Source organism: Mycobacterium sp. SMC-11 (assembly GCF_046250095.1).
GTDB lineage: Bacteria > Actinomycetota > Actinomycetes > Mycobacteriales > Mycobacteriaceae > Mycobacterium > Mycobacterium heraklionense_A.
In genome coordinates this window covers 1-24,318 of the sequence record NZ_CP176430.1, presented here as the reverse complement: position 1 = coordinate 24,318, position 24,318 = coordinate 1, and the positions used below count along the sequence as shown (strand labels likewise).

20 protein-coding genes and 2 tRNA genes are annotated in these 24,318 nt (G+C 67.3%); 10 read left to right on the top strand and 12 right to left on the bottom strand.

Annotated features, from left to right (window positions below):
- Positions 1–204: 204 nt before the first annotated feature.
- From ACKY0X_RS00110 to pknB, 7 genes are all read left to right on the top strand, one after another.
- A complete protein-coding gene (locus ACKY0X_RS00110; protein WP_409427815.1) occupies positions 205–1,707 on the top strand; it encodes an FhaA domain-containing protein in 1,503 nt (500 codons plus the stop codon).
- Positions 1,708–1,863: 156 nt separating this feature from the next.
- A complete protein-coding gene (locus ACKY0X_RS00105) occupies positions 1,864–2,331 on the top strand; it encodes an FHA domain-containing protein (RefSeq protein WP_065039771.1) in 468 nt (155 codons plus the stop codon).
- The gene (locus ACKY0X_RS00100) at positions 2,328–3,773 is read left to right on the top strand and encodes a PP2C family protein-serine/threonine phosphatase (RefSeq protein WP_409427814.1); all 1,446 of its coding nucleotides are present in this window, start codon (positions 2,328–2,330) and stop codon (positions 3,771–3,773) included. Before ACKY0X_RS00105 ends, ACKY0X_RS00100 begins: the two co-directional genes overlap by 4 nt.
- Positions 3,774–3,823: 50 nt before the next feature.
- Positions 3,824–5,233, top strand: a complete 1,410-nt coding sequence (locus ACKY0X_RS00095; RefSeq protein ID WP_409429750.1) for an FtsW/RodA/SpoVE family cell cycle protein — start codon at positions 3,824–3,826, stop codon at positions 5,231–5,233.
- Positions 5,230–6,711, top strand: a complete 1,482-nt coding sequence (gene pbpA / locus ACKY0X_RS00090) for a D,D-transpeptidase PbpA (protein ID WP_409427813.1) — start codon at positions 5,230–5,232, stop codon at positions 6,709–6,711. The genes ACKY0X_RS00095 and pbpA overlap by 4 nt, the downstream gene beginning before the upstream one ends.
- Positions 6,708–7,940, top strand: a complete 1,233-nt coding sequence (locus ACKY0X_RS00085; protein WP_409427812.1) for a protein kinase domain-containing protein — start codon at positions 6,708–6,710, stop codon at positions 7,938–7,940. Before pbpA ends, ACKY0X_RS00085 begins: the two co-directional genes overlap by 4 nt.
- Positions 7,937–9,811: a Stk1 family PASTA domain-containing Ser/Thr kinase gene (gene pknB / locus ACKY0X_RS00080; RefSeq protein ID WP_409427811.1), complete on the top strand. Its 1,875-nt coding sequence runs from the start codon at positions 7,937–7,939 to the stop codon at positions 9,809–9,811. The genes ACKY0X_RS00085 and pknB overlap by 4 nt, the downstream gene beginning before the upstream one ends.
- On the opposite strand, the gene ACKY0X_RS00075 is transcribed toward pknB, so the two are convergent.
- Complete coding sequence (locus tag ACKY0X_RS00075) at positions 9,812–10,489, bottom strand: aminodeoxychorismate/anthranilate synthase component II (protein ID WP_065039767.1); 678 nt, start codon at positions 10,487–10,489, stop codon at positions 9,812–9,814.
- A 91-nt stretch (positions 10,490–10,580) separates the two neighbouring features.
- Positions 10,581–11,342: a DUF881 domain-containing protein gene (locus ACKY0X_RS00070; protein WP_409427810.1), complete on the bottom strand. Its 762-nt coding sequence runs from the start codon at positions 11,340–11,342 to the stop codon at positions 10,581–10,583.
- A 92-nt stretch (positions 11,343–11,434) separates the two neighbouring features.
- Here ACKY0X_RS00070 and crgA point away from each other — a divergent pair, with 92 nt between their 5' ends.
- Together crgA and ACKY0X_RS00060 are read left to right on the top strand one after the other, a co-directional pair.
- A complete protein-coding gene (crgA, locus tag ACKY0X_RS00065) occupies positions 11,435–11,719 on the top strand; it encodes a cell division protein CrgA (RefSeq protein ID WP_024442104.1) in 285 nt (94 codons plus the stop codon).
- 141 nt (positions 11,720–11,860) lie between these two features.
- Positions 11,861–12,292: a PH domain-containing protein gene (locus ACKY0X_RS00060; protein ID WP_409427809.1), complete on the top strand. Its 432-nt coding sequence runs from the start codon at positions 11,861–11,863 to the stop codon at positions 12,290–12,292.
- A 19-nt stretch (positions 12,293–12,311) separates the two neighbouring features.
- On the opposite strand, the gene ACKY0X_RS00055 is transcribed toward ACKY0X_RS00060, so the two are convergent.
- Positions 12,312–12,860 carry a peptidylprolyl isomerase gene (locus ACKY0X_RS00055; RefSeq protein ID WP_078058862.1) on the bottom strand — a complete coding sequence of 183 codons (549 nt, stop codon included), beginning with the start codon at positions 12,858–12,860 and terminating at the stop codon, positions 12,312–12,314.
- Between the two features lie 39 nt (positions 12,861–12,899).
- On the opposite strand from ACKY0X_RS00055, the gene cwsA reads away from it, so the two are divergent.
- Positions 12,900–13,325 carry a cell wall synthesis protein CwsA gene (gene cwsA / locus ACKY0X_RS00050; RefSeq protein WP_409427808.1) on the top strand — a complete coding sequence of 142 codons (426 nt, stop codon included), beginning with the start codon at positions 12,900–12,902 and terminating at the stop codon, positions 13,323–13,325.
- Positions 13,326–13,356: 31 nt separating this feature from the next.
- Here the strand turns inward: cwsA and ACKY0X_RS00045 are convergent.
- The 9 genes from ACKY0X_RS00045 to dnaA form a co-directional block, all read right to left on the bottom strand.
- Positions 13,357–13,429: transfer RNA gene (locus ACKY0X_RS00045), tRNA-Ala, on the bottom strand.
- 12 nt (positions 13,430–13,441) lie between these two features.
- Positions 13,442–13,515 (bottom strand) — tRNA-Ile (locus ACKY0X_RS00040).
- 84 nt (positions 13,516–13,599) lie between these two features.
- Positions 13,600–14,448 (bottom strand): DUF3566 domain-containing protein, encoded by an 849-nt coding sequence (locus tag ACKY0X_RS00035; protein ID WP_409427807.1) that lies wholly within the window; start codon positions 14,446–14,448, stop codon positions 13,600–13,602.
- A 56-nt stretch (positions 14,449–14,504) separates the two neighbouring features.
- Positions 14,505–17,000, bottom strand: coding sequence for a DNA gyrase subunit A (gene gyrA, locus ACKY0X_RS00030; RefSeq protein WP_409427806.1), 2,496 nt, complete (start codon positions 16,998–17,000; stop codon positions 14,505–14,507).
- Between the two features lie 91 nt (positions 17,001–17,091).
- A complete protein-coding gene (gyrB, locus tag ACKY0X_RS00025; RefSeq protein ID WP_409427805.1) occupies positions 17,092–19,143 on the bottom strand; it encodes a DNA topoisomerase (ATP-hydrolyzing) subunit B in 2,052 nt (683 codons plus the stop codon).
- A gap of 199 nt (positions 19,144–19,342) precedes the next feature.
- Positions 19,343–19,921: a DUF721 family protein gene (locus ACKY0X_RS00020; protein WP_409427804.1), complete on the bottom strand. Its 579-nt coding sequence runs from the start codon at positions 19,919–19,921 to the stop codon at positions 19,343–19,345.
- Positions 19,918–21,078, bottom strand: a complete 1,161-nt coding sequence (gene recF, locus ACKY0X_RS00015; RefSeq protein WP_409427803.1) for a DNA replication/repair protein RecF — start codon at positions 21,076–21,078, stop codon at positions 19,918–19,920. Before recF ends, ACKY0X_RS00020 begins: the two co-directional genes overlap by 4 nt.
- 39 nt (positions 21,079–21,117) lie before the next feature.
- Positions 21,118–22,314 carry a DNA polymerase III subunit beta gene (gene dnaN / locus ACKY0X_RS00010; protein ID WP_409427802.1) on the bottom strand — a complete coding sequence of 399 codons (1,197 nt, stop codon included), beginning with the start codon at positions 22,312–22,314 and terminating at the stop codon, positions 21,118–21,120.
- Between the two features lie 534 nt (positions 22,315–22,848).
- On the bottom strand, positions 22,849–24,318 hold the full coding sequence (gene dnaA, locus ACKY0X_RS00005; protein ID WP_409427801.1) for a chromosomal replication initiator protein DnaA: 1,470 nt from the start codon (positions 24,316–24,318) through the stop codon (positions 22,849–22,851).

The window sequence follows — 24,318 nt, the reverse complement described above, 5'->3', positions numbered from 1 at the left end:
GGACCTGCAGCCCAGACCGCCTAGCCTCCACCCAAGGCGCCGTGATCCCTTCGTGACCTGGTCTTATCCGATTCTCCGCCGTAGAAGGGTGCCGCCCTGGCACCCCGGGTCGATACCATGTCCAGGGCGGATGCAGCTGAGCGACACGCCGCAGCAGCGTCCCCGATAGGGCCAGTGACGGCGGAGAGTAAGGCGGGTAGCAGCTTGGACAGCCAGCGCGGGCTGGTTCATCGCATCGAGCGCAAACTCGAATCCGCTGTGGAGGATGCGATGGCCCGGGTCTTCGGAGGGGAAGTCCTCCCCGAGGAAGTGGAGGCTGCGCTGCGTCGCGAAGCCGCCGCCGGGGTGCGCTCCCTGACCGGAAATCAACTTTTGGCGCCCAACGAATACGTCATTACCCTCGGTAGGGACGACTACGAGAAGGTGGGCGCCGACCAGGATCTGACGTCGACGGCATTCGCCCGCCATCTGGCCGGGTACATCGGCGAACAGGGGTGGCAAACGTATGGTGATGTGGTTGTCCGGTTCCAGCAGTCGCCGAATTTGCGAACCGGCCAGGTCCGCGCACGCGGCGGCGTCAACCCTGACGCCAGCCCCCACGAGACGCTCAACGAATCCCGCCCGCCACAATCAGTTCATGCGTTTACCGCAGAATCAGGAGTGCCACCGATGACCGATAACCCGAGCTACCGCGGCGCCCACGGGCAGGATCGTCCCGGCGACGAGTACTACGACCCCCGCTACGGGCGGCCCGCCGACGATGCTCGCGGCGGTCAGGACCCCCGTGGCCCCTACGCTCCCGAACCCGACCACTACCAGCAGGATCAGCGCGGCGGCTACCCCGACCAGGGCCAAGGCGGTGCCTACGCTCCGCCCCGTCGCCCCGAGCAGGGCGGCTACCCGGAGCAGGGCGGCTATCCCGAGCAGGGCGGCTACCCCGGCCAAGGCGGCGGCTACGCCCCTCCCGCCCCGCCGGCCCAGCCCTACGAGCAGCGTCCGCCCAGCGGCTACGGCGCACCCGCCGGCTATGAGCAGGGCTACCCCCAGCACCAGCCTCCGGCCTACCCGGCCGGCGGCCAGCCCGGATACGGCTATGGCGAAGCCCCTCCGGCCCGCCAAGACGACTACTCGCAGCCGGGGGCCTACCCCGAGGGCCAGTACGAGCAGCGCCCTGCCTACCCCGACCAGGGTGGGTATGACCAGGGTGGCCAGTCCTACGGCCGCCAGGACTACGGCCAGCCCGGGTACGGCTACGGCGAGGCAGCTCCGGCCCCCGCCGGTTACGACTACGGCCAGCCCGCACCCGGCGGCTACGGCGAAGGTCAAGGCACCCAGGGCGGCTACGACTACGGCCAGCAGGCTCAGGGCGGTTACGGGGAGGCCCCGGGAGGCGGCTACGGCCAGCGCGCCTACTCCGCACCGGCGTCGGTCACCCTGCAGCTCGACGACGGCAGCGGCCGGACCTACCAGCTGCACGAAGGCGCCAATGTGGTGGGCCGCGGCCAGGACGCCCAGTTCCGGTTGCCCGACACCGGGGTGTCGCGCCGTCACCTCGAGATCCGCTGGGATGGCCGGGTGGCCCTGCTGTCGGACCTGAACTCGACCAACGGCACCACGGTGAACAACGCCCCCGTCCAGGAATGGCAGCTGGCCGACGGCGACGTCATCCGGCTGGGTCACTCCGAGATCATCGTACGGGTCCACTAGGTCGGGGCGGCAGCGTCCACTCGAGGCGACAATCCCATCCAGCAAAGCGCTGCCGCTTTGCCCTACGGCCCCCCGCGCCCAAGTATCGTGACTTTGCCGAAGTGCTCCGCCGTCAGGAGCACGCCATGGGCTGTGCGACAACGGAGAGGACGCCGGATGCAGGGACTGGTGCTGCAGCTGACGCGAGCCGGTTTTTTGACGTTGTTGTGGCTGTTCATCTGGTCCGTGCTGCGGATTTTGCGGACCGACATCTACGCGCCCACCGGCGCCGTGATGGTCCGCCGCGGGCTGTCGATCCGCGGCGTGCTGCTCCCGCCGCGCCAGCAACGGACCACTGCGCGGCATCTGGTGGTGACCGAAGGACCGCTGACCGGGGCGCGCATCGCGCTCGGCGATCAGCCGGTTCTGGTGGGCCGCGCCGACGACTCCACGCTGGTGCTCACCGACGATTACGCCTCCACCCGGCACGCTCGGCTATCTCAGCGGGGCACGGAATGGTATGTCGAAGATCTGGGTTCGACCAACGGGACCTACCTTGACAGGGTGAAGGTGACCACTGCGGTACGGGTTCCCGTCGGCACGCCGATACGAATTGGCAAGACCGCGATCGAGCTCCGCCGGTGAGCCTGGTTCTGCGGTACGCCGCCCGCAGCGACCGCGGTCTGGTGCGCTCCAACAACGAGGACTCGGTGTATGCCGGGGCCCGACTGTTGGCATTGGCCGACGGCATGGGCGGGCACGCGGCCGGTGAAGTCGCGTCGCAACTGGTGATCGCCGCGCTGGCGCACCTGGACGATGACGAGCCCGGTGGCGACCTGCTGGCGAAACTGGAAAACGCCGTGCAAGAGGGCAACTCGGCGATCGCGGCCTACGTCGAAGAGCACCCCGAGCTCGAAGGCATGGGCACCACGCTGACCACGATCCTGTTCGCCGGACCCCGGCTCGGGCTGGCCCACATCGGCGACTCCCGCGGCTACCTGCTGCGCGACGGCGAGCTCACCCAGATCACCAAGGACGACACCTTCGTACAGACCCTGGTCGATGAAGGCCGCATCACCTTGGAGGAGGCACACAGCCATCCGCAGCGCTCGCTGATCATGCGCGCCCTGACCGGCCATGAGGTGGAGCCGACGCTGATCATGCGTGAAGCGCAGGCCGGTGATCGCTATCTGCTGTGCTCCGACGGTCTGTCGGACCCGGTGAGCACCGAGACGATCCACGAGGCGCTGGAGATCCCCGACGTCAACGACTGCGCGCTGCGGCTCATCGAGTTGGCGCTGCGCGGCGGCGGCCCGGACAACGTCACGGTGGTGGTGGCCGACGTTGTCGACGTCGACTACGGCCAGACCCAGCCGATCCTGGCCGGGGCGGTCTCCGACAGCGACGACGACCACGTGATCGCCCTCAACACCGCTGCCGGGCGGGCGTCGGCGATCTCCCCGCGCAAGACGGTCGCCAAGCGCGTGCTGCCGCGTATCGAAACGCCGGATCGCCCACCGCGCTCCCGGCGGCGCAAGTTCATCGTCGCGGCGCTCCTGCTGATACTGCTGGGTGCCGGGCTCCTGGTAGGACGCGCGGTGGTGCGCACCAACTACTACGTCACCGCCTACGGCGGCACGGTGGCGATCATGCGCGGTGTGCAGGGATCCATCCTGGGCGTGCCGCTACAGGAGCCCTACCTGCTCGGCTGTCTGGACAGCAAGGGCGCGCTGGTGCAGATCAGCTTCAAGCAGTCCGGCGACAAGCTGGCCTGCCGACTGATGACGCTGCAGGACCTGCGCCCGCCGGCCCGCCAACAGGTCAGCAACGGCCTGCCCGCCGGCACCCTCGACGACGCGATCACCCAACTGCGCAATCTGGCCCGCGATTCCCTGCTGCCGCCATGCCCGCACGGCACCACCACAGGCACCAACTCGACGCCGCCGCGCACGCCGGCCCCCGGTCTGGTTCCGACCGGTCCGCGGCCCGGCCCGCCGCCCCCTTCCGGAAAGTCGCGTCTGCCCACCCTGACCAACCTGCCGCCGGCACCTCCAGAACCGGGGACCGACTGCCGGGCGGCATCATGACCCGCGCCGGCGACGACGCAGGGCGGAGCGATGAGCCGGACCGGGACGACGTGAACACCGCGCCGCAGCCGCCGGTGACGCTGACCCCGGCGCTGCCGGATCGACGTAACGCCGAACTGCTGCTGCTGTGCTTCGCCACCATGATCATCGCGGTGGCGATGCTGATCGTCGAGGCCGGTCACGAGCAGGGCCTGCGTCTCGACCTGGTCGGTTACGGGGTGGCGTTTCTGGTGCTGTTCGGCTTCGCGCACCTGGTGATCCGGCGGTCGGCGCGGTATGCCGACCCGCTGCTGTTGCCCGTGGTGGCCCTGCTCAACGGCCTCGGGCTGGTGATGATCCACCGCATCGATCTCGGGGTCGGGATCGACGGCGCCGACGCGCGTCCCGGCGCGAGCGCGCAGATGTTGTGGACACTGGTCGGCGTAGGCGTCTTCGCCCTGGTGCTGGTGGCCCTCAAGGACCATCGCCAACTCTCCGGCAGCGGCTACGTCTGCGGCCTGGCCGGCCTGGTGCTGCTGGTGATCCCCGCCCTGCTGCCGGCCTCGCTGTCCGAGCGCCAGGGTGCCAAGATCTGGATTCGGTTGCCGGGCTTCTCAATTCAGCCCGCCGAATTCTCCAAGATCTTATTGCTGATCTTCTTTGCCGCGGTGCTGGTGTCCAAGCGCCGGCTGTTCACCAGCGCCGGCAAGCACGTGCTGGGCATGAACCTGCCCCGGCCCCGCGACTTGGCGCCGCTGCTGGCCGCCTGGGTGATCTCGGTCGGAGTCATGGCGTTCGAGAAGGACCTCGGCACGTCGCTGCTGCTGTACGCATCGTTTTTGGTGGTGGTGTACCTGGCCACCCGCCGGTTCAGCTGGATGGTGATCGGCATGCTGCTGTTCGCCGCCGGCAGCGTGGCCGCCTACTTCCTGTTCAGCCACGTCCGGGTGCGGGTGCAGACCTGGCTGGACCCCTTCGCCGACCCCGAGGGCGTCGGCTATCAGATGGTGCAGTCGCTGTTCAGCTTCGCCACCGGCGGCATCTTCGGCACCGGGTTGGGCAACGGACAGCCCGGTTATGTGCCCGCGGCGTCGACGGACTTCATCATCGCCGCATTCGGCGAGGAGCTGGGCCTGGTCGGGCTGGCCGGCGTGCTGATCCTGTACACCATCGTGATCGTGCGCGGGATGCGGACAGCGATCGCGGTGCGAGACAGCTTCGGCAAGCTGTTGGCCGCGGGCTTGGCCGCCACCTTGGGCATTCAGCTGTTCATCGTGGTCGGCGGGGTGACCAAGCTGATTCCGCTGACGGGGCTCACCACCCCGTGGCTGTCCTATGGCGGATCGTCGTTGCTGGCCAACTATGTGCTGCTGGCGATCGTGCTGCGCGTCTCGCACGCCGCCCGCCGACCGCTGAGCACCCATCCCGTGCGTCCGACTCCGATCGGCGACACCGGCACGGCGGTGATCGAGCGCGTATGAATACCTCCCTGCGCCGCGTCACCATGACCCTGATGGCGCTGATCGTGCTGCTGTTGGGCAACGCCACCCTGACCCAGGTCTTCGCCGCCGACGGGCTGCGCGCCGACCCGCGCAACCAGCGGGTGCTGCTCGATGAATACTCTCGGCAGCGCGGCCAGATCACCGCCGCCGGGCAGCTGCTGGCGTACTCGGTCGCCACCGACGGCCGGATCAAATACCAGCGCATCTACCCCGACCCGGCGGTGTATGCGCCGGTCACCGGGTTCTACTCGCTGCGGTACTCCAGCAGCGGCCTCGAGCGCGCCGAGGATACCGTGCTCAACGGGTCGGATCCGCGCCTGTTCGGGCTGCGGTTGGCCGACTTCTTCACCGGCCGCAGCCCGCGCGGCGGCACCGTGGAGACCACCATCCGGCCCCGGGTGCAGCAAGCCGGCTGGGAGGCGATGCAGAAGGGTTGCACCGGCGGCTGCCGCGGTGCGGTGGTGGCCCTGGAGCCGTCCACCGGCAAGGTCCTGGCGATGGTGTCAGCGCCGTCCTATGACCCCAACCTGCTGTCCTCGCACGATTCGGCCAAGCAGGGTCAAGCCTGGCAACAGCTGCGCGACGACCCCACCTCGCCGCTGACCAACCGCGCCATCAGTGAGACCTACCCGCCGGGTTCGACGTTCAAGGTGATCACGACGGCGGCGGCGCTGCAGGCCGGCGTCAGCGAGAACGAGCCGCTAACCAACGCGGCGCGCATCGCACTGCCCGACAGCACGGTCACGCTGGAGAACTACGGCGGCACCACCTGCGAGGGCGGCAACGAGCAGACCGTTCCGCTGCGGATGGCGTTCGCACGTTCCTGCAACACTGCCTTCGTCCAGTTGGGTATTCGTACCGGCGTGGACGCTCTGCGCAGCACTGCCCAGGGATTCGGGCTGGATATCACCCCCGAGCCCATGCCGCTGCAGGTCGCGGAGTCCACCGTCGGCCGGATCGGCGACGCCGCCGCGCTCGGCATGACCAGCATCGGACAGAAGGATGTCGCCATCACCCCGCTGAAGAACGCGGTCATCGCGGCGTCCATCGCCAACGGCGGGCTGACCATGCAGCCGTATCTGGTCGACGGCCTGGAGGGTCCGGACCTGGCGGGCATCGCCACCACCCAACCGCGCGAGCAGCGCCGTGCAGTGTCCTCGCAGGTCGCGGCTAAGCTAACTGAACTAATGATCGACGCCGAAAGAATGACCCAGCAGGAGGGGGCCATCCCGGGCGTACAGATCGCGTCGAAGACCGGCACCGCCGAACACGGTCCCGATCCGCGGAACACACCGCCGCACGCGTGGTACATCGCCTTTGCCCCGGCCAGCGCCCCGAAAGTGGCCGTTGCCGTCCTGGTCGAAGACGGTGGCGACCGCTTGGCCGCCACCGGCGGTGCCTTGGCCGCACCGATCGGACGCGCCGTGATCCAAGCCGCCCTGCAGGGGCGCTCATGAGTCCACAGGTCGGCGCGGCACTGGCCGGGCGTTATCGGTTGCAGCGGCTCATCGCCACCGGCGGTATGGGCCAGGTGTGGGAGGCCGTCGACAACCGGCTGGGCCGGCGCGTCGCAGTCAAGGTGCTCAAGCCGGAATTCTCCTCGGACCCCGAGTTCATCGAGCGGTTCCGCGCCGAGGCCCGCAACACCGCGATGCTCAACCACCCGGGTATCGCCAGTGTGCACGACTACGGCGAGACCGAGCTGGACGGCGAAGGCCGCACCGCGTTCCTGGTGATGGAACTGGTCAACGGTGAGCCGCTGAACTCGGTGCTCAAGCGGACCGGGCGATTGTCGCTGCGGCACGCCCTGGACATGCTGGAGCAGACCGGGCGGGCACTGCAGGTGGCGCACAGCACCGGGCTGGTGCACCGCGACGTCAAGCCCGGCAACATCATGATCACGCCCACCGGGCAGGTGAAGATCACCGACTTCGGCATCGCCAAGGCCGTCGACGCCGCCCCGGTCACCCAGACCGGCATGGTGATGGGCACCGCCCAGTACATCGCCCCCGAGCAGGCCCTCGGCCAGGACGCCACCGCCGCCAGTGACGTCTATTCGCTGGGTGTGGTCGGCTATGAGGTGCTCTCCGGCCGTCGACCGTTCACCGGCGACGGTGCGCTGACCGTGGCGATGAAGCACATCAAGGAGCCACCCCCGCCGCTGCCGGCCGAGTTGCCGCCCAACGTGCGGGAACTGATCGAGATCACGCTGGCCAAGAACCCGGGGATGCGCTACCGCAGCGGCGGCCCGTTCGCCGACGCGGTGGCCGCGGTGCGATCCGGACGGCGTCCCACCCGACCCAGTCAGGCACTGCCCGCCGGGCGCGCCGCCCCGTCGGCCATCCCATCGGGTGTCGTCACCCGGGCCGCGCCACCGGTGTCGGCCCGGGCCACCGCGGCACGCCGGGCCCGGCCCAGCACCGGCACCCATCGCACGCCCCCGCCACGGCGCACGTTCACCGCCGGGCAGCGCGCGCTGCTATGGGCGGCCGGGGTGCTTGGCACTCTGGCGATCATCATCGCGGTGCTGATCGTGGTCAACGCCAAGAGCCCGGGCGGCTCCCTGGCACCGGCCACCGTCACCGACACGGGGGCGCCACTGACCAGCTCGTCGAGCCCTGAATCGTCCTCGGCGACACCGCCCGCGCACTCGTCGGGTTGGACCTGGCACGGGACGTCGCGATGACCACGCCGCAGCGGCTCTCCGACCGCTACGAACTCGGCGAGATCCTTGGCTTCGGCGGGATGTCGGAGGTGCACCGCGCCGTCGACACCCGCCTGCACCGCGAGGTCGCCGTGAAGGTGCTGCGCGCCGACCTGGCCCGCGACCCCAGTTTCTACCTGCGCTTCCGGCGGGAGGCGCAGAACGCCGCTGCCTTGAACCACCCGGCGATCGTCGCCGTCTACGACACCGGTGAAGCCGAGACCCCCGCCGGTCCGCTGCCCTACATCGTGATGGAGCTCGTCGAGGGCGTCACACTGCGCGACATCGTGCACAACGACGGCCCGATGCCGCCGATCCGCGCCATCGAGGTGATCGCGGACGCCTGCCAAGCGCTGAACTTCAGCCACCAGCACGGCATCATTCACCGCGACGTCAAGCCGGCCAACATCATGATCGACATGCACAACGCGGTGAAGGTCATGGACTTCGGCATCGCGCGTGCCGTCGCCGACGCCGGCAACAGCGTCACCCAGACCGCCGCCGTGATCGGCACCGCCCAGTACCTCTCGCCCGAACAGGCTCGCGGCGACACCGTCGATGCCCGCTCCGACGTGTACTCGCTGGGCTGCGTGCTGTACGAAATCCTCACCGGCGACCCACCTTTCGTCGGCGACTCACCGGTGGCGGTGGCCTACCAGCACGTCCGCGAAGACCCGGTGCCACCGTCGCAGCGGCTCCCGAGTCTGCCCGCCGATCTGGACGCCGTGGTGCTCAAGGCGCTGGCGAAGAATCCGGACAATCGCTACCAGACCGCCGCCGAGATGCGTGCCGATCTGGTGCGGGTCCACAACGGGGAGACGCCCGAAGCTCCCCGCGTGCTCACCGCGGCCGACCGTGCCTCGATCATGACGCCGCGCACCGGCGACGGTATCGGCGCGCAGACCGACCCGCTGCCGCGCCAGGAACTCGATTTCGGTCACGAGCGGCCGGGCTCGGTGGGCCGCTGGCTGATCGCCGCGATCGTGCTCGCCGTCCTGACCGTCATCGTCACGGTGTCGATCAACACGTTCGGCGGCCGCACCCACCAGATCCAGGTTCCCGACGTCAGCGGCCGGGCGTCCGTCGACGCGATCGCCGAACTGCAGAACAAGGGCTTCAAGACGCGCACCGAGCAGCGCGCCGACTCCACCGTCCCGCCCGACCATGTGATCGGCACCGACCCGCCCGCCGGCGCCCCGGCGAACAAGGGCGACAAGATCACCGTCGACGTGTCCTACGGGCCGGAGCAGCGCCAGCTTCCCGACGTGGCGACCCTGAGCTACGCCGACGCGGTCAAGAAGCTCACGGCCGCTGGGTTCGGCAAGTTCAAGCAGGTCAACTCGCCGTCGACCCCGGAACTCAAGGACAAGGTGGTCGGCACCAACCCGCCGGCGAATCAGACCACAGCGGTCACCAACGAGATCATCATCGTGATCGGCAGTGGCCCGGCCACCAAGCCCGTTCCCGACGTCACCGGCCAGACAGTGGATCTGGCGCAGAAGAACCTGACCGTCTACGGCTTCACCAAGATCACCGAGGTGACGGTGGACAGTCCGCGGCCGGCCGGCGAGGTGATCGCCACCAGCCCGCCCACCGGTGAGACGGTTCCGGTGGACGCGGTGATCGAGCTGCGGGTGTCGCGGGGCAACCAGTTCGTGATGCCGGATCTGGCCGGCATGTTCTGGACCGACGCCGAGCCGCAGCTGCGAGCCCTGGGATGGACCGGGATGTTGGTCAAGGGCGCCGACGTCGATGCCGGCGGGTCCGGGCACAACCGCGTGCTCTACCAGAGCCCCGCGGCCGGACAGGGTGTGAACACCGACGGCAACATCACGCTGCGCTTCGGCCAATAGTTAGACCACCGGGGCCGGGGCCCTCCCGGCGACGGCGGTCCGCACGGTCCCCGCGATCTCGTCCTCGAGCCGACGCACCAAAGCGTCGTCGCAGGCATACCCGCAGTAACCCAGCCAGTTGGCCAGCATCCGGTGACCGCCCTCGGTGAGGATGGACTCCGGGTGGAACTGCACCCCGTGGATGGGCAGCTCGGTGTGCCGCACCGCCATGATGACCCCGCCGCGGGTGCGCGCCGTCGCCTCCAGAACGGGGGGCAGCGTCTCGGGCAGGATCGTCAACGAGTGGTAGCGGGTGGCCGTGAACGGATCCGGCAAACCCTTGAGCACGCCGGCATCGGAGTGAAAGACCGTGCTGGTCTTGCCGTGCAGCAGCTCCGGCGCCCGGCCCACGGTGCCGCCGAAGGCCACGCCGATCGCTTGGTGCCCCAGGCAGACCCCCAGCACGGGGATCCCCGCGGCCGCGCACGCACCGACCAGCGCGATCGAGGCCCCGGCCCGTTCGGGCGTGCCCGGTCCGGGGCTCAGCAGCACCCCGTCGAAGTCGGCCACCGCGGCGGCCGGGTCGGCGAGGCGGGCGTCGTCGTTACGCCAGACGGCAGCCTGCACACCCAGCTGGCCCAGATACTGGACCAGGTTGAACACAAAGCTGTCGTAATTGTCGACGACGAGGATCCGCACGACCAACAGGCTACCGCCGTGTTAATGGCGACGACCCGCTGCGCCCGGCTCGCCGCGCTGGCGATCGTCGCTTGCGGCGCGGTCACCGGTGTCAGTAGTCGACCGGCCCGGCCGGCACGGCATAGCGCATCCGGGCGACGGCCGGCGTTTCGGCGACCACGAGGTCGGTACCAACCTGCTCGCTGTAGCCCAGACCGAACCGGATCACGTACTGCTTGTACAGCGTGATCAGGGGATCGGCGGCCAAGGCGGCCTGCATCGCGGCCGGGTCACCGATCGCGGTCACCACATACGGGGGGCTGTAGGTTCGGCCGTCCAAGAGCAGGGTGTTGCCCACGCAGCGCGGCGCCGACGCCGCGGTGATCCGCTGGTCCTGCATCTGCACTGCCTCGGCGCCGGCGCTCCACAACGCGTTGAGCACAGCGGAGATGTCCTGTTGGTGCACCACCAGGTCATCGGGGGAGGCGTCCCGGGGGAACCGGCCGTTGGCGTCGCGCTGGGCGTCGGTGAGTGTGACCACCAGGCCCGGCCCGTGCATCGCCTCCAGCCCGGCGGCCTCGGCGAGTTCCTCGCTGCGTTTGCGCATCGCCGACAGGGCAACCCCGGAGCCTCGGCCGTGCACGGATCCCACACCGGCTGCCAACGCGTCACGTTGCGCGGTGAGTTCTTCCACCGTGGCCTGGGTCGCGCGGACCAGATCGACCAGCCGGGGGGCGTCGCCGCGCCGGATCTCTTTGCCGCCGGAGACCCCGTGCGTGGCCGCCAGCAGCAGGCCGGCCAGTAGGCAGACCAGCGGAACTCCGAGCCGCCACGGGGAACGGCGGCCGGACGACGGCAGCCCCCTCTGCTCCATCGGCTCTCCCGTTCTCGGCTGGGTTATCCTGCTGGGCTAATCTCGTACCGACCCATACTCGCAGCTTCACGCCGCACTTTCCCGAGGTACCGATGCCCAAGTCCAAGGTTCGCAAGAAGACCACCAGCTTCACCCCCTCGTCGGTGAGCCGTACCCCGGTCAAGGTCAAAGGCGGCCCATCGAGCACATGGTTCGTCGCACTGTTTTTGGGGCTGATGCTCCTCGGACTGGTGTGGCTGATGGTGTATCAGCTGGGGGCCACCGGGCTAGACGCCCCCGCGGCGCTCAACTGGATGGCTGAGCTGGGCCCGTGGAACTACGCCATCGCGTTTGCCTTCATGATCACCGGGCTGTTGCTCACCATGCGCTGGCACTGAGCTGCGCAGACGCGGTATTTCGGTTATGACGGGCCGCCGCCGATGCCAGCTGGGCAACCATCCACCTGCCCAATCACATCGATGTGATTTATCCCCACTGTGGACAACTCCTGTAGATAACTTTGAAACCCGCAGGTCAAAATGACTCAGGACGGGCATGGGCAGACGGAGTGGTCACCACCGGCCGGCGGAATCGCCGGTTGCGCGCTTATCGGGGCGGTATTGGCCATCGGCGCCGTGACGGTCGCCACAGATACACCGGGGCGTGCCTTGGCCAGCATTGCCGGCGTCGGCCTGATGGTGTTTGCCGGGTTGTCCTGGCGAGCCCGGCCCAAGCTTGCGCTGACGTTCGACGGCCTGACGGTGCGCGGTTGGTGGCGCACCCGGGTGCTCACCCCGGACAGCCTCACTCGGCTTCGGGTCACGGAGTATCAGCGCATCGGGCGCAAGCATCGGCTACTGGAGATCGAGACTCTCGATGACGAGTTGCTGATTTTGTCGCGGTGGGATTTGGGAACCGACCCGCGCGAGGTGTTCGAAGTACTGTCAGCGGCCGGTTACACCGGCCGCTGACAACAGTTGCGCGTCGCTGCTAGGCGACGGTGATCGACTCGATGACGACGGGCTCGGTGGGCCGGTCGGCACGGTCGGTCGCGGTGGTGGCGATGGCGTCCACGACGGCCTGCGAGTCCGCGTCCACGACCTCACCGAAGATGGTGTGCTTACGGTTCAGGTGCGGGGTCTGGCCCACGGTGATGAAGAACTGCGAGCCGTTGGTGCCCGGTCCGGCGTTGGCCATCGCCAGCAGGTAGGGCTTGTCGAACACCAGCTCGGGGTGGAACTCGTCCTCGAACTTGTAGCCGGGGCCGCCGCGACCGGTGCCGGTCGGGTCGCCGCCCTGGATCATGAACCCGCCGATCACCCGGTGGAACACCGCGCCGTCGTAGAACGGCCCCGACGAGCCGCCGGAGGCGTTGGTGGTCGAGTACTCCTTGGTGCCCTGGGCCAGGCCGACGAAGTTGGCCACGGTCTTGGGGGCGTGGTTGCCGAACAGCGCGATCTTGATGTCGCCGCGGTTGGTGTGCAGCGTGGCAGTTGCGGTGGCAATGGAGCTGGAGGTCATGGGATCACAGTCTGCCATTCGCGGCGTGGTGGGCTGCGTCACGGGTAGCGTTGTGCCATGCGCCTGGCGACCGAGACCCCGCTGACCCACCGAGAGCGCCTGACACGGGGGCTCGCCCATACCGCTGGCGGGCCGGTGGATGTAGCGCTTGGCGCCGCGGGTCTCAGTGGCGCCGCCGTGCGGCGCGGGGCGGGGGAGTTACGCCGGCGTTATCGGGAGAGCCAACTGTCCGACCGCGTCGCCGAGGCCGCCGAAGCCGCGGCCCGGGAATTGGCGGCCGCCCAAGAGGCCGTTGCCGGCTTCCCGGAGCTGTTGGAGGGTCGTGCCCCTCGCCGTCATGTTCGCCGATCCTGGGTGATCGTGGCGGCCGCCGGCGCGGCACTGCTGGCGGGCGGGGTGGTGGCGGTTTTGATCCGCCGCTCGAACCGGCCGCAGGAGTCGTCGCCACGCCCACCGAGCGTGGATGCACAGCAAAAGATTTAGTACGCAGGGCGACGCTTTCGCGGCCGCATTGTGGAGCCTAGGAGATTCGAACTCCTGACATCTGCCTTGCAAAGGCAGCGCTCTACCAACTGAGCTAAGGCCCCTGGTGGGACTCGTGGGCCTAGGAGGACTCGAACCTCCGACCTCTTCGTTATCAGCGAAGCGCTCTAACCGCCTGAGCTATAGGCCCGTAGTCGTCTAACGACCGAGCGAGATTACCGCACCAAACGCCCCCCGACCAAAATGCGACTAAAAGGCCAGGGCAGGCGGGCGGTCAGTCCCGGTCGGCCAGGGTCACCTCCACACCGCCGACCACGTCGGTGCTGAGGTTGTAGATCACCACGCCGAGGGTCGCCATCGCGGTCAGCACCACGACATTCACCAGCCCGATCAGCGCGGCGCCGCCGAAAATCGAACCGGCGGAAACCAGTTCGGCGGCACTGTTGTTGGTCAACAGGTCGCCCACGTTGCTGTTCAGCTTGCTCCAGACGCCCATGGCACCCAACGCGACGTACAGCACTGCCACCGCGATCATCCAGACGAAGAACAGCGCCGTCGACAGCAGCAACGACACCTTGAGCGCGCTCCAGGGGTCGATCCGGCGGATCTGCATGCTGGCCCGCAGCGGCCCGCGCGTGCCCGCCGCCACCTGCGGGCGGCGGGCCGGAGACCGTCGCTGCGCCGGTTCAGACAGATCCGGCAGCTCGCTGGCGTAGGCGTCGTCGGGCTGGGCGGGCTTCACCGGTGGCGCGGCCTTGGCGGCCGGCTGCGCCGGTTGAGCCGGCGGCTTGGCGGGCTGGGCCGGCGGCTTGGTCGCAGCCGGGGGCTTGGCCGCGGCCTGCGGCGGCGCGCCGGGCGCGGGAGGCGCCGTCGGGGCAGCCGTACCGGACACGAACCGGCGTATCCGCTCGTCAACGCCGGCGGAGTGCGCCCCGCCGTCGCCGGGCCGAGCCGGTGCGGGCGGGCGGGCCGGGCCGCCGCGCTGCCACGGCGGGGCTTCCCCGGTCTCGGTGATCCGGCCGGGACGGCCCGGGGGCCGTTGACCCTGCTCGGCCGGACCGTTTCCGGCCGACTCCGCCTTGCCCCCGTTGCCCGGGTGCCCCGGCTCGTTCGGTGCGCTCACCCACGACTCCTTACCTGCGTATCCCCACCGCGCCGCGGCCGGGTCTGACATCGGGTCTAGCTACCCGAGTCCTCGTCGGCCGCCTCTTCGTCGGCGTTCCGCGCAATCGCTATCAGTGTGTCGCCCTCACCCAAGTTCATCAACCGAACGCCCTTAGTCTGCCGTCCGGCCTTGCGAACCTGCCGTGCGGCGGTGCGAATCACGCCGCCACCGGAGGTGATCGCGTAGAGCTCGCTCTCGTCGTCGACGATCAGGGCCCCGACCAGCGAACCGCGCTTCGGGTCGTACTGAATGGTCAGGATGCCCTTGCCGCCGCGGCCCTGCGCGGTGTACTCCTCGATCGCGGTTCGCTTGGCGTATCCGCCAGCCGTGGCCACCAGCAGATAAGTGTCCTCGCGGACCACGTTGAGCGACAGCAGCCGGTCATCGGCGTTGAACCGCATGCCCTGCACACCGGAGGTGGCGCGCCCCATCGGCCGCAGCGCGTCGTCGGTCGCCGAGAACCGGATGGACTGACCGTTCGCCGACACCAGCAGCAGGTCCTCCTCGGCGGAGCACAGCACCGCGCCCACCAGTTCGTCCCCGTCGCGCAGGTTGATCGCGACAATGCCGCCGGACCGGTTGGAGTCGAAGTCGGTCAGCTTGGACTTCTTGACCAGACCGTTGCGGGTGGCCAGCACCAGATACGGCGCGTCTTCGTAGCTCTTGATCTGGATGACCTGAGCGATGCGCTCTTCGGGCTGGAAGGCCAGCAGGTTGGCGACGTGCTGGCCGCGTGCGGTGCGCAACGCCTCCGGCAAGTCGTAGGCCTTGGCTCGGTACACCCGGCCCTGCGTGGTGAAGAACAGGATCCAGTCGTGCGTGGAGCAGACGAAGAAGTGCGCGACGATGTCGTCCTGCTTGAGGCCGGCTCCCTGTACACCCTTACCGCCGCGCTTCTGGCTGCGGTACAGATCGGTCTTGGTGCGCTTGGCGTAGCCGGTCTCGGTGATGGTGACGACCACGTCCTCACGGGCGATCAGATCTTCGTCGGCGACGTCACCGTCGGCGGCGATGATCCGGGTGCGGCGGTCGTCGCCGTGCTTCTCGACGAGCTCCGCCAGCTCGTCGTGCACGATCGCGCGCTGCCGTTCCGGCTTCTCCAGGATGTCCTTGAGATCGGCGATCTCGGCCTCGATCTTGGCCAATTCATCGATGATCTTCTGGCGTTCCAGCGCCGCCAGCCGGCGCAGCTGCATGTCCAGGATCGCTTGCGCCTGAATGTCATCGATGTCGAGCAGCTCGATCAGGCCCTGGCGAGCGATGTCGACGGTCTGCGATGCCCGGATCAGGGCGATCACCTCGTCGAGGGCATCGAGGGCCTTGACCAGACCGCGCAGGATGTGGGCCCGCTCCTCGGCTTTGCGGAGCCGGTAGCGGGTGCGTCGAACGATGACATCCAGCTGATGGGCCACGTAGTACCGGATCATCTGATCCAGTCGCAGAGTGCGCGGCACCCCGTCGACGATCGAGAGCATGTTCGCGCCGAAGCTGGTCTGCAGCTGGGTGTGCTTGTAGAGGTTGTTCAGCACCACCTTGGCCACCGCGTCGCGTTTGATCTCGACGACGATGCGCAAGCCCACCCGGTCGCTGCTCTGGTCTTCAATGTTGGCGATTCCCACCAACTTTCCGTCACGCACCTGCTCGGCGATCGACGTGATGAAGTTGTCGTGGTTAACCTGGTACGGCAGCTCGGTGATGACCAGCAGGGCCCGCCCGCGCGAGTCCTCCTCGATCTCAACGACGCCGCGCATCCGGATGGAGCCCCGCCCGGTTCGGTAGGCGTCATTGATGCCCTGCGAGCCGACGATCAGTCCGGAGGTGGGGAAGTCCGGGCCCTTGACCCGCTCCATCACCGCTTCCAGGGTGCTCTCTTCATCGGCCTCGTGATTGTCCAGGCACCAGAACACCGCTTCGGCGAGTTCGCGCAGGTTGTGCGGCGGGATGTTGGTCGCCATGCCGACCGCGATACCGCCGGAGCCGTTGGCCAGCAGGTTCGGGAACCGGCTCGGCAACACCGTCGGCTCTTGCACCCGACCGTCGTAGTTCGGGACGAAATCGACTGTTTCCTCGTCGATTTCGCGGAGCATCTCCATCGCCAGCGGCGTTAGTCGCGCCTCGGTGTAACGCATGGCGGCCGCGGGGTCGTTGCCCGGCGAACCGAAGTTGCCCTGGCCGTCGACCAGCGGGTAGCGCAGCGACCACGGTTGGGCCATCCGGACCAGGGTGTCGTAGATGGAGGCGTCGCCGTGCGGGTGGTAGTTGCCCATCGTCTCGGCAACCGACCGTGCGGATTTCGCGTGGCTGCGGTCGGGACGGAACCCGGAGTCATACATCGCGTAGAGCACGCGGCGGTGCACCGGCTTGAGACCGTCACGCACCTCGGGCAGTGCACGGCCCACGATCACGCTCATGGCGTAATCGATGTAGCTGCGCTGCATCTCCTGCTGGATGTCGACCGGTTCGATCCGGTCCACCGAATCGTCTCCGGGTGGCAGCGTGGTGTCTGTCATCTATTCCTCGTTCTGTGAAGAAGTCAGTCAGGTCAGATGTCGCGAAATCTCGTCAACGTCGCTCGGCGTCGCCCGACATCGCGGTCCATCTCTAAACGTCCAAGAAGCGAACGTCTTTCGCGTTCCGGGTGATGAAGCTGCGGCGGGCCTCGACGTCCTCGCCCATCAGGATCGAGAACAGCTCGTCCGCGGCAGCGGCATCGTCGAGGGTGATCTGACGCAGCACCCGCACACTCGGGTCCATCGTGGTCTCCCACAGCTCCTTGGCGTCCATCTCACCGAGACCCTTGTACCGCTGAATGCCGTCATCCATGTTGATCTTCTTGCCGGCGGCTTTGCCGGCTTCGAGCAGACCGTCACGTTCGCGGTCGGAGTAGGCGAATTCGGCGTCGTTGCCGCGCTGCCACTTGAGCTTGTACAGCGGCGGCTGCGCCAAGAACACGTGCCCGTGCTCCACCAGCGGCCGCATGAAACGGAATAGCAGGGTGAGCAGCAGCGTGGAGATGTGCTGGCCGTCGACGTCGGCGTCGGCCATCAGCACGATCTTGTGATAGCGCAGCTTGGCGATGTCGAACTCGTCGTGAATGCCGGTGCCCAGAGCGGTGATAATCGCCTGGACCTCGTTGTTCTTCAGCACACGGTCGATGCGCGCCTTTTCGACGTTGATGATCTTGCCGCGCAGCGGCAGGATCGCCTGGAACATCGAGTCGCGCCCGCTCTTGGCCGAGCCGCCGGCCGAATCACCCTCCACCACATACAGTTCGGACTTACTCGGGTCATTCGAGCGGCAGTCGGCCAGCTTTCCGGGAAGTCCACCCAGATCTGTTGCGCTCTTGCGCCGCACCAATTCTCGGGCTTTTCGGGCAGCCATCCGGGCCTGCGCCGAAGAGACCGCCTTGTTGATGATGGTCTTGGCTTCGGCGGGGTTCGCCTCGAACCAGTGGCCGAGCTGCTCATTGCAGACCTTCTGCACGAACGACTTGACCTCGGTGTTGCCCAGTTTGGTCTTGGTCTGACCCTCGAACTGCGGCTGGGACACCTTCACCGAGATAACCGCGGCCAAGCCCTCGCGGATGTCGTCACCGGTGAGGTTGGGATCCTTGTCCTTGAGCAGCTTCTTGTCTTTGGCGTACTTGTTGACCACGCTGGTCAGCGCCGACCGGAAGCCCTCTTCGTGGGTGCCGCCCTCGGCGGTGTTGATGGTGTTGGCGAAGGTGTGCACCGACTCCGAGTAACCACCGTTCCACTGCAGAGCGATCTCGACTTCGTGTCCGGTTCCCTTGCCGTCGAAGTCGACGATGGTCGGGTGAATCGCGGTCTTGCTGCGGTTGATGTGTTGAACGAAATCGCGCAGGCCGCCCGGGTAATGGAAGACCCGGTGCTTGACCTTGTGCGGGGCCACGGCCTCGGCGGCCTGCTCCTCGGCGGTCTTCGGTGCTTCGGCGGTATCGCTGACCACTTCGTCAACGACCTCTTCGACGCGTACCCGCTCGTCGGTCAGGTCGATGGTCAGGCCCTTGTTGAGGAACGCCATCTCCTGCAGACGTCGTGCGACGGTCTCGAAGTCATAAGTAGTGGTCTCGAAGATATCCGGATCCGCCCAGAACCGGATGGTGGTGCCGGTCTTCTTGCTCTTCTCACCCTTGCGCAGGGTTCCCGGCACCGACTTGTCGTAGCTCTGGAACCACTCGTAGCCGTCCCGGAAGATGTCGGCTTCCAGGCGGGTCGACAGGGCGTTGACCACCGAGACACCCACACCGTGCAGACCGCCGGAGACGCTGTAGGCGCCTTCTTCGAATTTTCCGCCGGCGTGTAGCACGGTCATGACGACGTCCACGGTGGGCACGCCGGTGGCGTGCATGGCCACCGGGATGCCTCGACCGTCATCGGTGACCTCGACGCCACCGTCTTCGAGGATCCGGACGGTCACCTTTGAGGCGAAGCCGGCCATGGCCTCGTCGACCGCGTTGTCGACAACCTCCCAGATCAGGTGGTGGAGACCGCGTTCACCGGTGGAGCCGATGTACATACCGGGTCTTTTACGGACTGCTTCGAGGCCTTCGAGAACCTTGATCGAATCGGCACCATATTTGTTTTGGGCAGCCACGGTCGGGGAGCTCTCCTCAGGTTCGCAAGTCAGCATTCGACGCATCACTCTGGTGCATGCGCGGGATACTGAGCCAGTCTACCTTGGGGCCCCGACGGCGAGCATTTTCTTCGGGTGTTTCTGCCTACCTGATTGCGCCGTGGCGCCGATATCGCGGTTTGCCTCGTGTCCGGCCGGTGGCCGGAGCGATTTTTTTGCTCGTAGCGCCACACAGGCGCCAGATTCCGGCGGCGGCTCAGCCGTAGGTGTCGCGTGGGCCCCGACCGGAGACGTGTAACGGCCCTTTGCGCCAGGACGGCGCCGTCGGGCCGGTGATCTTCAGCGTCTTGACCACGCCGTCACCGACGGCGGCGGCGATCTTGGCCAGCAATTGGGCCTGGACCAGGCGTAACTGGGTGGCCCAGGCCGTCGATTCGGCCGCGATGCTCAGCACCCCATCGGAGAGCCGTGTGGGAGTTGCATGCGATGCGATGTCGTCACCGACCACGGAGCGCCATTGACCCAGCACCGTGCCCTCAGCCACCTGGGCAGACCAGCCCCGGGATTGCGCCAGATCGCGGGTGGCCGCGCCCAGGCTCTGGGGATCCCGGCGATCCGGTCCCGGCCCCGACCAGCGGCGGCGACCGCCGCCGGTTCCCGGCGTCCGGCGGCGCAGCGGAGCCCGGCGGCCTTGCCCGACATCTTTGCCCTGGCTGCGGGCCGCTTCCCGCGCTTCGGCCAGTGTCCGGCGGACAAGGTCCATGCCGGTCAGGCCTGCCAGGTGCGCCGGTGGCTGCAGAGCCGGTTCATCTTGCGATTCGTCGAAGTCGGTCACGAGGCTTCGTCCATTAATCCCGACACCCTGCCCTCGTCGCCTTCGGTCACCGCGATCCGAATACGGCGGGCTTGCCAGTCGCCGGGGACGTCTTCGGGGACGGCCGCGGTGATCAAGACCTGCTCCGCGGAAGCGGCGACGCCAGCCAGCGCCCGGCGCCGCGCGGCGTCCAGTTCGGCGAAGACATCGTCGAGCAACAGCACAGGTTCGGCGCCTTCACTGCGGAGCAATTCATAGGAAGCGAGTCGCAGCGCCAGAGCCATCGACCACGACTCACCATGGCTGGCAAAGCCTTTCACCGGTCGGTCGCCGAGCCGCAACTCCAACTCGTCGCGGTGCGGGCCCACCAGGCACACCCCGCGTTCCAATTCCGCGCTGCGGCGGCGCGCCAACTCCGCGAGCAGGGCTTCTTGCAGTTCGAGTGCACTCTGGTTCTCGACACCGACCGGGATCTCGAGTTTTGGGCGATAGGCCACGGCGGCAGTTCTGGTTCCGGGCGCCAGCAGTTGGTAAGCCTTCTCGACTTCCGGCGCCAACTGGTTGACCAGATCGATACGGGCGGCCATCAGCTCCGCGCCGTGCAGTGCCAATTGGGAATCCCACACATCGAGGGTGTCGAGCACCGCTCGGTCACCGCGGTGCAGTGCGCCCGGGGCACTTTTGAGCAGTGCGGTGCGTTGTCGTAGCACCTTGTCGTAATCGGCGCGCACCCCGGCGATCCGCGGCCGGCGCACACTGGCCAATTCGTCGAGGTAGCGGCGGCGCTCACCGGGATCCCCGCGCACCAGCGACAGGTCTTCGGGGGCGAACAGCACCGCGCGCAACACCCCGACGACTTCGCGGGCGTGTCGCACCGGCGCCCGGTTAAGCCGCACCTTGTTGGCCCGACCTGCGGCGATCTCCAGATCGACGGCGAGTTCGCGGCCCTCATTCACCACGATTGTCGACACCACTGCGCGGGCGGCGCCAGATCGAATCAATGGCGCGTCCGTGGCCACCCGGTGGGATCCCAGAGTGGACGAATACCACAGTGCTTCAACTAGATTGGTCTTCCCAAAGCCGTTCGGTCCGACCAGCACCGTCGCGCCCGGTTCCAGTTCCAGATCGACGTGCGCCCAGGACCGGAAATCCCGCAGGCCCACGTGGCGGACATACACCGAGAAACCAACCCCTCCCGTCGTCGCTGCCCGCGCCGATTAGCCGGGCAGACGAACCGGCATCAACAGGTAGACGTAGTCCGACGGCACCGCCGGGAACGGACCATCACCGATCAACGCGGGATCTTCGGCACTGGCCGGGCGCAGCACCGCCGGCTTCTTCGGATCCGTGAAGCCCATCGACACCTTCTCGCTGTGCAGCGATCCCAACCCATCCGTGAGGTAAGTCGGGTTGAACGCAATGGTCAACGGCTCGCCGACAAACTCGATCGGCAAATCCTCCTCGGCACGACCGACATCTTCCGCCCCGGCCGACAGTCGCAGAGTGCCCTCGGACAACTCCATGCGCACCTGGGCGCCCCGGTCGGCCACCAATGCCACACGCTTGATCGCCTCGGTGAGCTCAGCGACACCGATGGTGGCGACGGCAAGATGCTCGCTCGGCAGCAGCTGCCGGAACTTCGGGAATTCGGCATCCAACAGTCGAGTGGTGCTGCGCTTGCCAGCGCTGGTTATGCCCAGCAGGCCCTCGTTGCCGACCGAGGCACCAGCGCCCAGAGCCAGGTGCACCTCGTTGCCGTCGCTGCTGGCCTTGGCCGCTTCGGCGAGGGTCTTCGCCGGGACCAATACCGCCGCTTCGGTACCGGGTGCGGCAGACCAACTCAACTCGCGAACGGCCAGGCGGAAACGGTCGGTGGCAGCCAAAACCACTGTGTTGCCCGAGATTTCGACACGGATACCGGTCAACATGGGTAGCGTGTCGTCGCGGCCGGCGGCCACGGCTACCTGGCTGATGGCCTCGGCGAACACATCCGAGGACAGCACGCCCGTTTCGTCCGGCAGTGTCGGCAGCGTGGGGTAGTCCTCGACGGTCATCGTCGGTAGCGAGAACCGGGCATTCCCACAGGTCAAGGCGACCCGAGTGGACTCGACCTGGACTTCGACCGGCTTGGCAGGCAGCGCCCTGGTGATGTCCGAGAGCAGTCGTCCTGATACCAAAACGCTTCCAGGAGAAGCGATCTCAGCAGCAAGCTGAACTTCGGCGGAGACTTCGTAATCGAATCCGGACACGGTCAGACCGTTGTCGGATCCCGTCAGCAGTACTCCGGCCAACAGTGGCACCGTGGGCCGGGCCGGCAGAGACTTCGCCACCCACGCCACCGCGTCAGCGAAGTCATCCCGGTCCAGGCGGAACTTCAAGTCGGTCAGACCCGCGTTCGTGGTCGCCGCGTCCATAACGTCCTCTCGTCACCCCGATATCGAGCTCTACCCTGCGGCGACTGGTGAACACCCCCACCCGCGGCCGTGCAACGCCCCACGCCGAAGTGTAAGAGCGGTAGGTCACCAACCGTAGAGCCTGGACGGCCTTCTTGAAAGTTAAACCTCGACACCGAGCGGCTCAGCATGGCCTTGGCCACCGACGAGCTTGGCCGGTTGTGAACAGCCCGGGTTGACCCGAATCCCCAACGACCTGTTTTTAAAAAGAATCGAGGGATAACTCCCAGTATTAGTAGTAAGTCCTGTGGATGCTGGGCACAGCGTGGCATCGCTGCTGCTGAGCGGGGGCACGGGGTTGGGGAAGAACAGTGAACGACACGCCCGGGCCGGCCGACACGGCTGTGCATGACGGAGCCGGTGTGGATCGACTGACGGTTCGTTATCGGATCGTGGACAGGTTCTCCGCAACGGTATCCACAGGGCTCGACCGTGACGGGTGGTACGAGTGGGTCCAAAGTTTTTTGTAAGAACGACGGACTACAACGCCGGGAATCAGCGCTTGGCGCGCTGCCGGATCCGGGTGGTGAGCTCTTTGACTTGATCGAAGACCTCGCGACGCTCGGCCATCTCCCCGCGGATCTTGCGCTCGGCGTACATCACCGTGGTGTGGTCGCGCCCAAATGCCTGGCCGATCTTGGGCAGCGACAGGTCGGTCAGCTCCCGGCACAGATACATGGCGATCTGGCGCGACTGCGCGAGCGGCCGGGTCTTGCCGGGCCCGCGCAGCTCCTCGACGGAGGTGTCGAAGTACTCGGCGATGACAGCCATGATGATCGCGGCGCTGATCTGCATGGTGCTGGCGTCGGCGATCAGGTCACGCAACACGATCTCGGCCAATGCGCGGTCGATCGGGGTCTTGTTCAACGAGGCGAATGCGGTGACGCGGATCAGCGCACCCTCGAGTTCGCGGATGTTGCGTTCGATGCTGGTAGCGATGAGTTCGAGTACGTCGCCGGGCACGTCGAGACGGTCCATCTGCGCCTTCTTGCGCAAAATGGCGATCCGGGTCTCCAGATCCGGCGGTTGGACGTCGGTGATCAATCCCCACTCGAAACGGGTGCGAAGCCGATCCTCAAGGGTGGCAAGCTGTTTCGGTGCGCGGTCGGAAGTGATCACGATCTGCTTGTTGGCGTTGTGCAGTGTGTTGAAGGTATGGAAGAACTCTTCCTGGATACCTTCTTTGCCCTCGATGAACTGGATGTCATCGACCAGCAGGACATCGATGTCGCGGTAGCTGCGCTTGAACGCCACCTTGCGGTCGTCGCGAAGAGAGTTGATGAAGTCGTTGGTGAACTCTTCGGTCGAGACGTACTTGACGCGCATCCCGGGGAAGAGCCGCTGGGTGTAGTTGCCGGCCGCGTGCAGCAGATGAGTTTTACCCAGACCGGATTCACCCCAGATGAAGAGGGGGTTGTAGGCGCGTGCCGGTGCTTCGGCGATGGCCAGCGCGGCGGCGTGAGCGAACCGGTTGGAAGTGCCGATGACGAAGGTGTCGAAGGTGTAGCGCCGGTTGAGGCTGGCGCCGTCGGCGGTAGGCGAATCCTCACTGGGCCGTTCGGTGAAGTAGTTGGGCCAGTCGTATTCGACGTCGGTGGTGTCGTCGTCTTCTTCGTCGGCGCGTGCCTCTACACCGCTATCGGTGCCGGACGCGCTGGGTTGGTCCTCAACGGGCTGCGGCGAGATCCGTACCCCGAGTTCGATGGCGTGACCGAGGCGCCGACTGAGTGCATCGGTGATCTGGGTTCGCAGATGCCGTTCGATCTCGTTTTGGACGAAGCTGCTCGGAACCGCCAGCAGAGCAAAACCCTCGACGATGGCCAGCGGGTGGACCAGCTTGAGCCAGGCCTTCTGCTGGGGAGTCAGTGTCGGCGCCGCACCGTTGGTCGGCGGGGCTTCACCGTTGAGTTCGGCTACTACCTCGTCCCAGAGACTGAGGAACGCAGTGCCGGGGTCCTCACTCAA

Coding starts and splice junctions, on each gene's coding strand:
- ACKY0X_RS00105 (WP_065039771.1), top strand. CDS start 1,864: ATGCAGGGACTGGTGCTGCAGCTGACGCGAGCCGGTTTTTTGACGTTG.
- pbpA (WP_409427813.1), top strand. CDS start 5,230: ATGAATACCTCCCTGCGCCGCGTCACCATGACCCTGATGGCGCTGATC.
- ACKY0X_RS00085 (WP_409427812.1), top strand. CDS start 6,708: ATGAGTCCACAGGTCGGCGCGGCACTGGCCGGGCGTTATCGGTTGCAG.
- pknB (WP_409427811.1), top strand. CDS start 7,937: ATGACCACGCCGCAGCGGCTCTCCGACCGCTACGAACTCGGCGAGATC.
- ACKY0X_RS00070 (WP_409427810.1), bottom strand. CDS start 11,342: ATGGAGCAGAGGGGGCTGCCGTCGTCCGGCCGCCGTTCCCCGTGGCGG.
- crgA (WP_024442104.1), top strand. CDS start 11,435: ATGCCCAAGTCCAAGGTTCGCAAGAAGACCACCAGCTTCACCCCCTCG.
- ACKY0X_RS00060 (WP_409427809.1), top strand. CDS start 11,861: ATGACTCAGGACGGGCATGGGCAGACGGAGTGGTCACCACCGGCCGGC.
- ACKY0X_RS00055 (WP_078058862.1), bottom strand. CDS start 12,860: ATGGCAGACTGTGATCCCATGACCTCCAGCTCCATTGCCACCGCAACT.
- cwsA (WP_409427808.1), top strand. CDS start 12,900: ATGCGCCTGGCGACCGAGACCCCGCTGACCCACCGAGAGCGCCTGACA.
- gyrA (WP_409427806.1), bottom strand. CDS start 17,000: ATGACAGACACCACGCTGCCACCCGGAGACGATTCGGTGGACCGGATC.
- gyrB (WP_409427805.1), bottom strand. CDS start 19,143: ATGCTGACTTGCGAACCTGAGGAGAGCTCCCCGACCGTGGCTGCCCAA.
- dnaN (WP_409427802.1), bottom strand. CDS start 22,314: ATGGACGCGGCGACCACGAACGCGGGTCTGACCGACTTGAAGTTCCGC.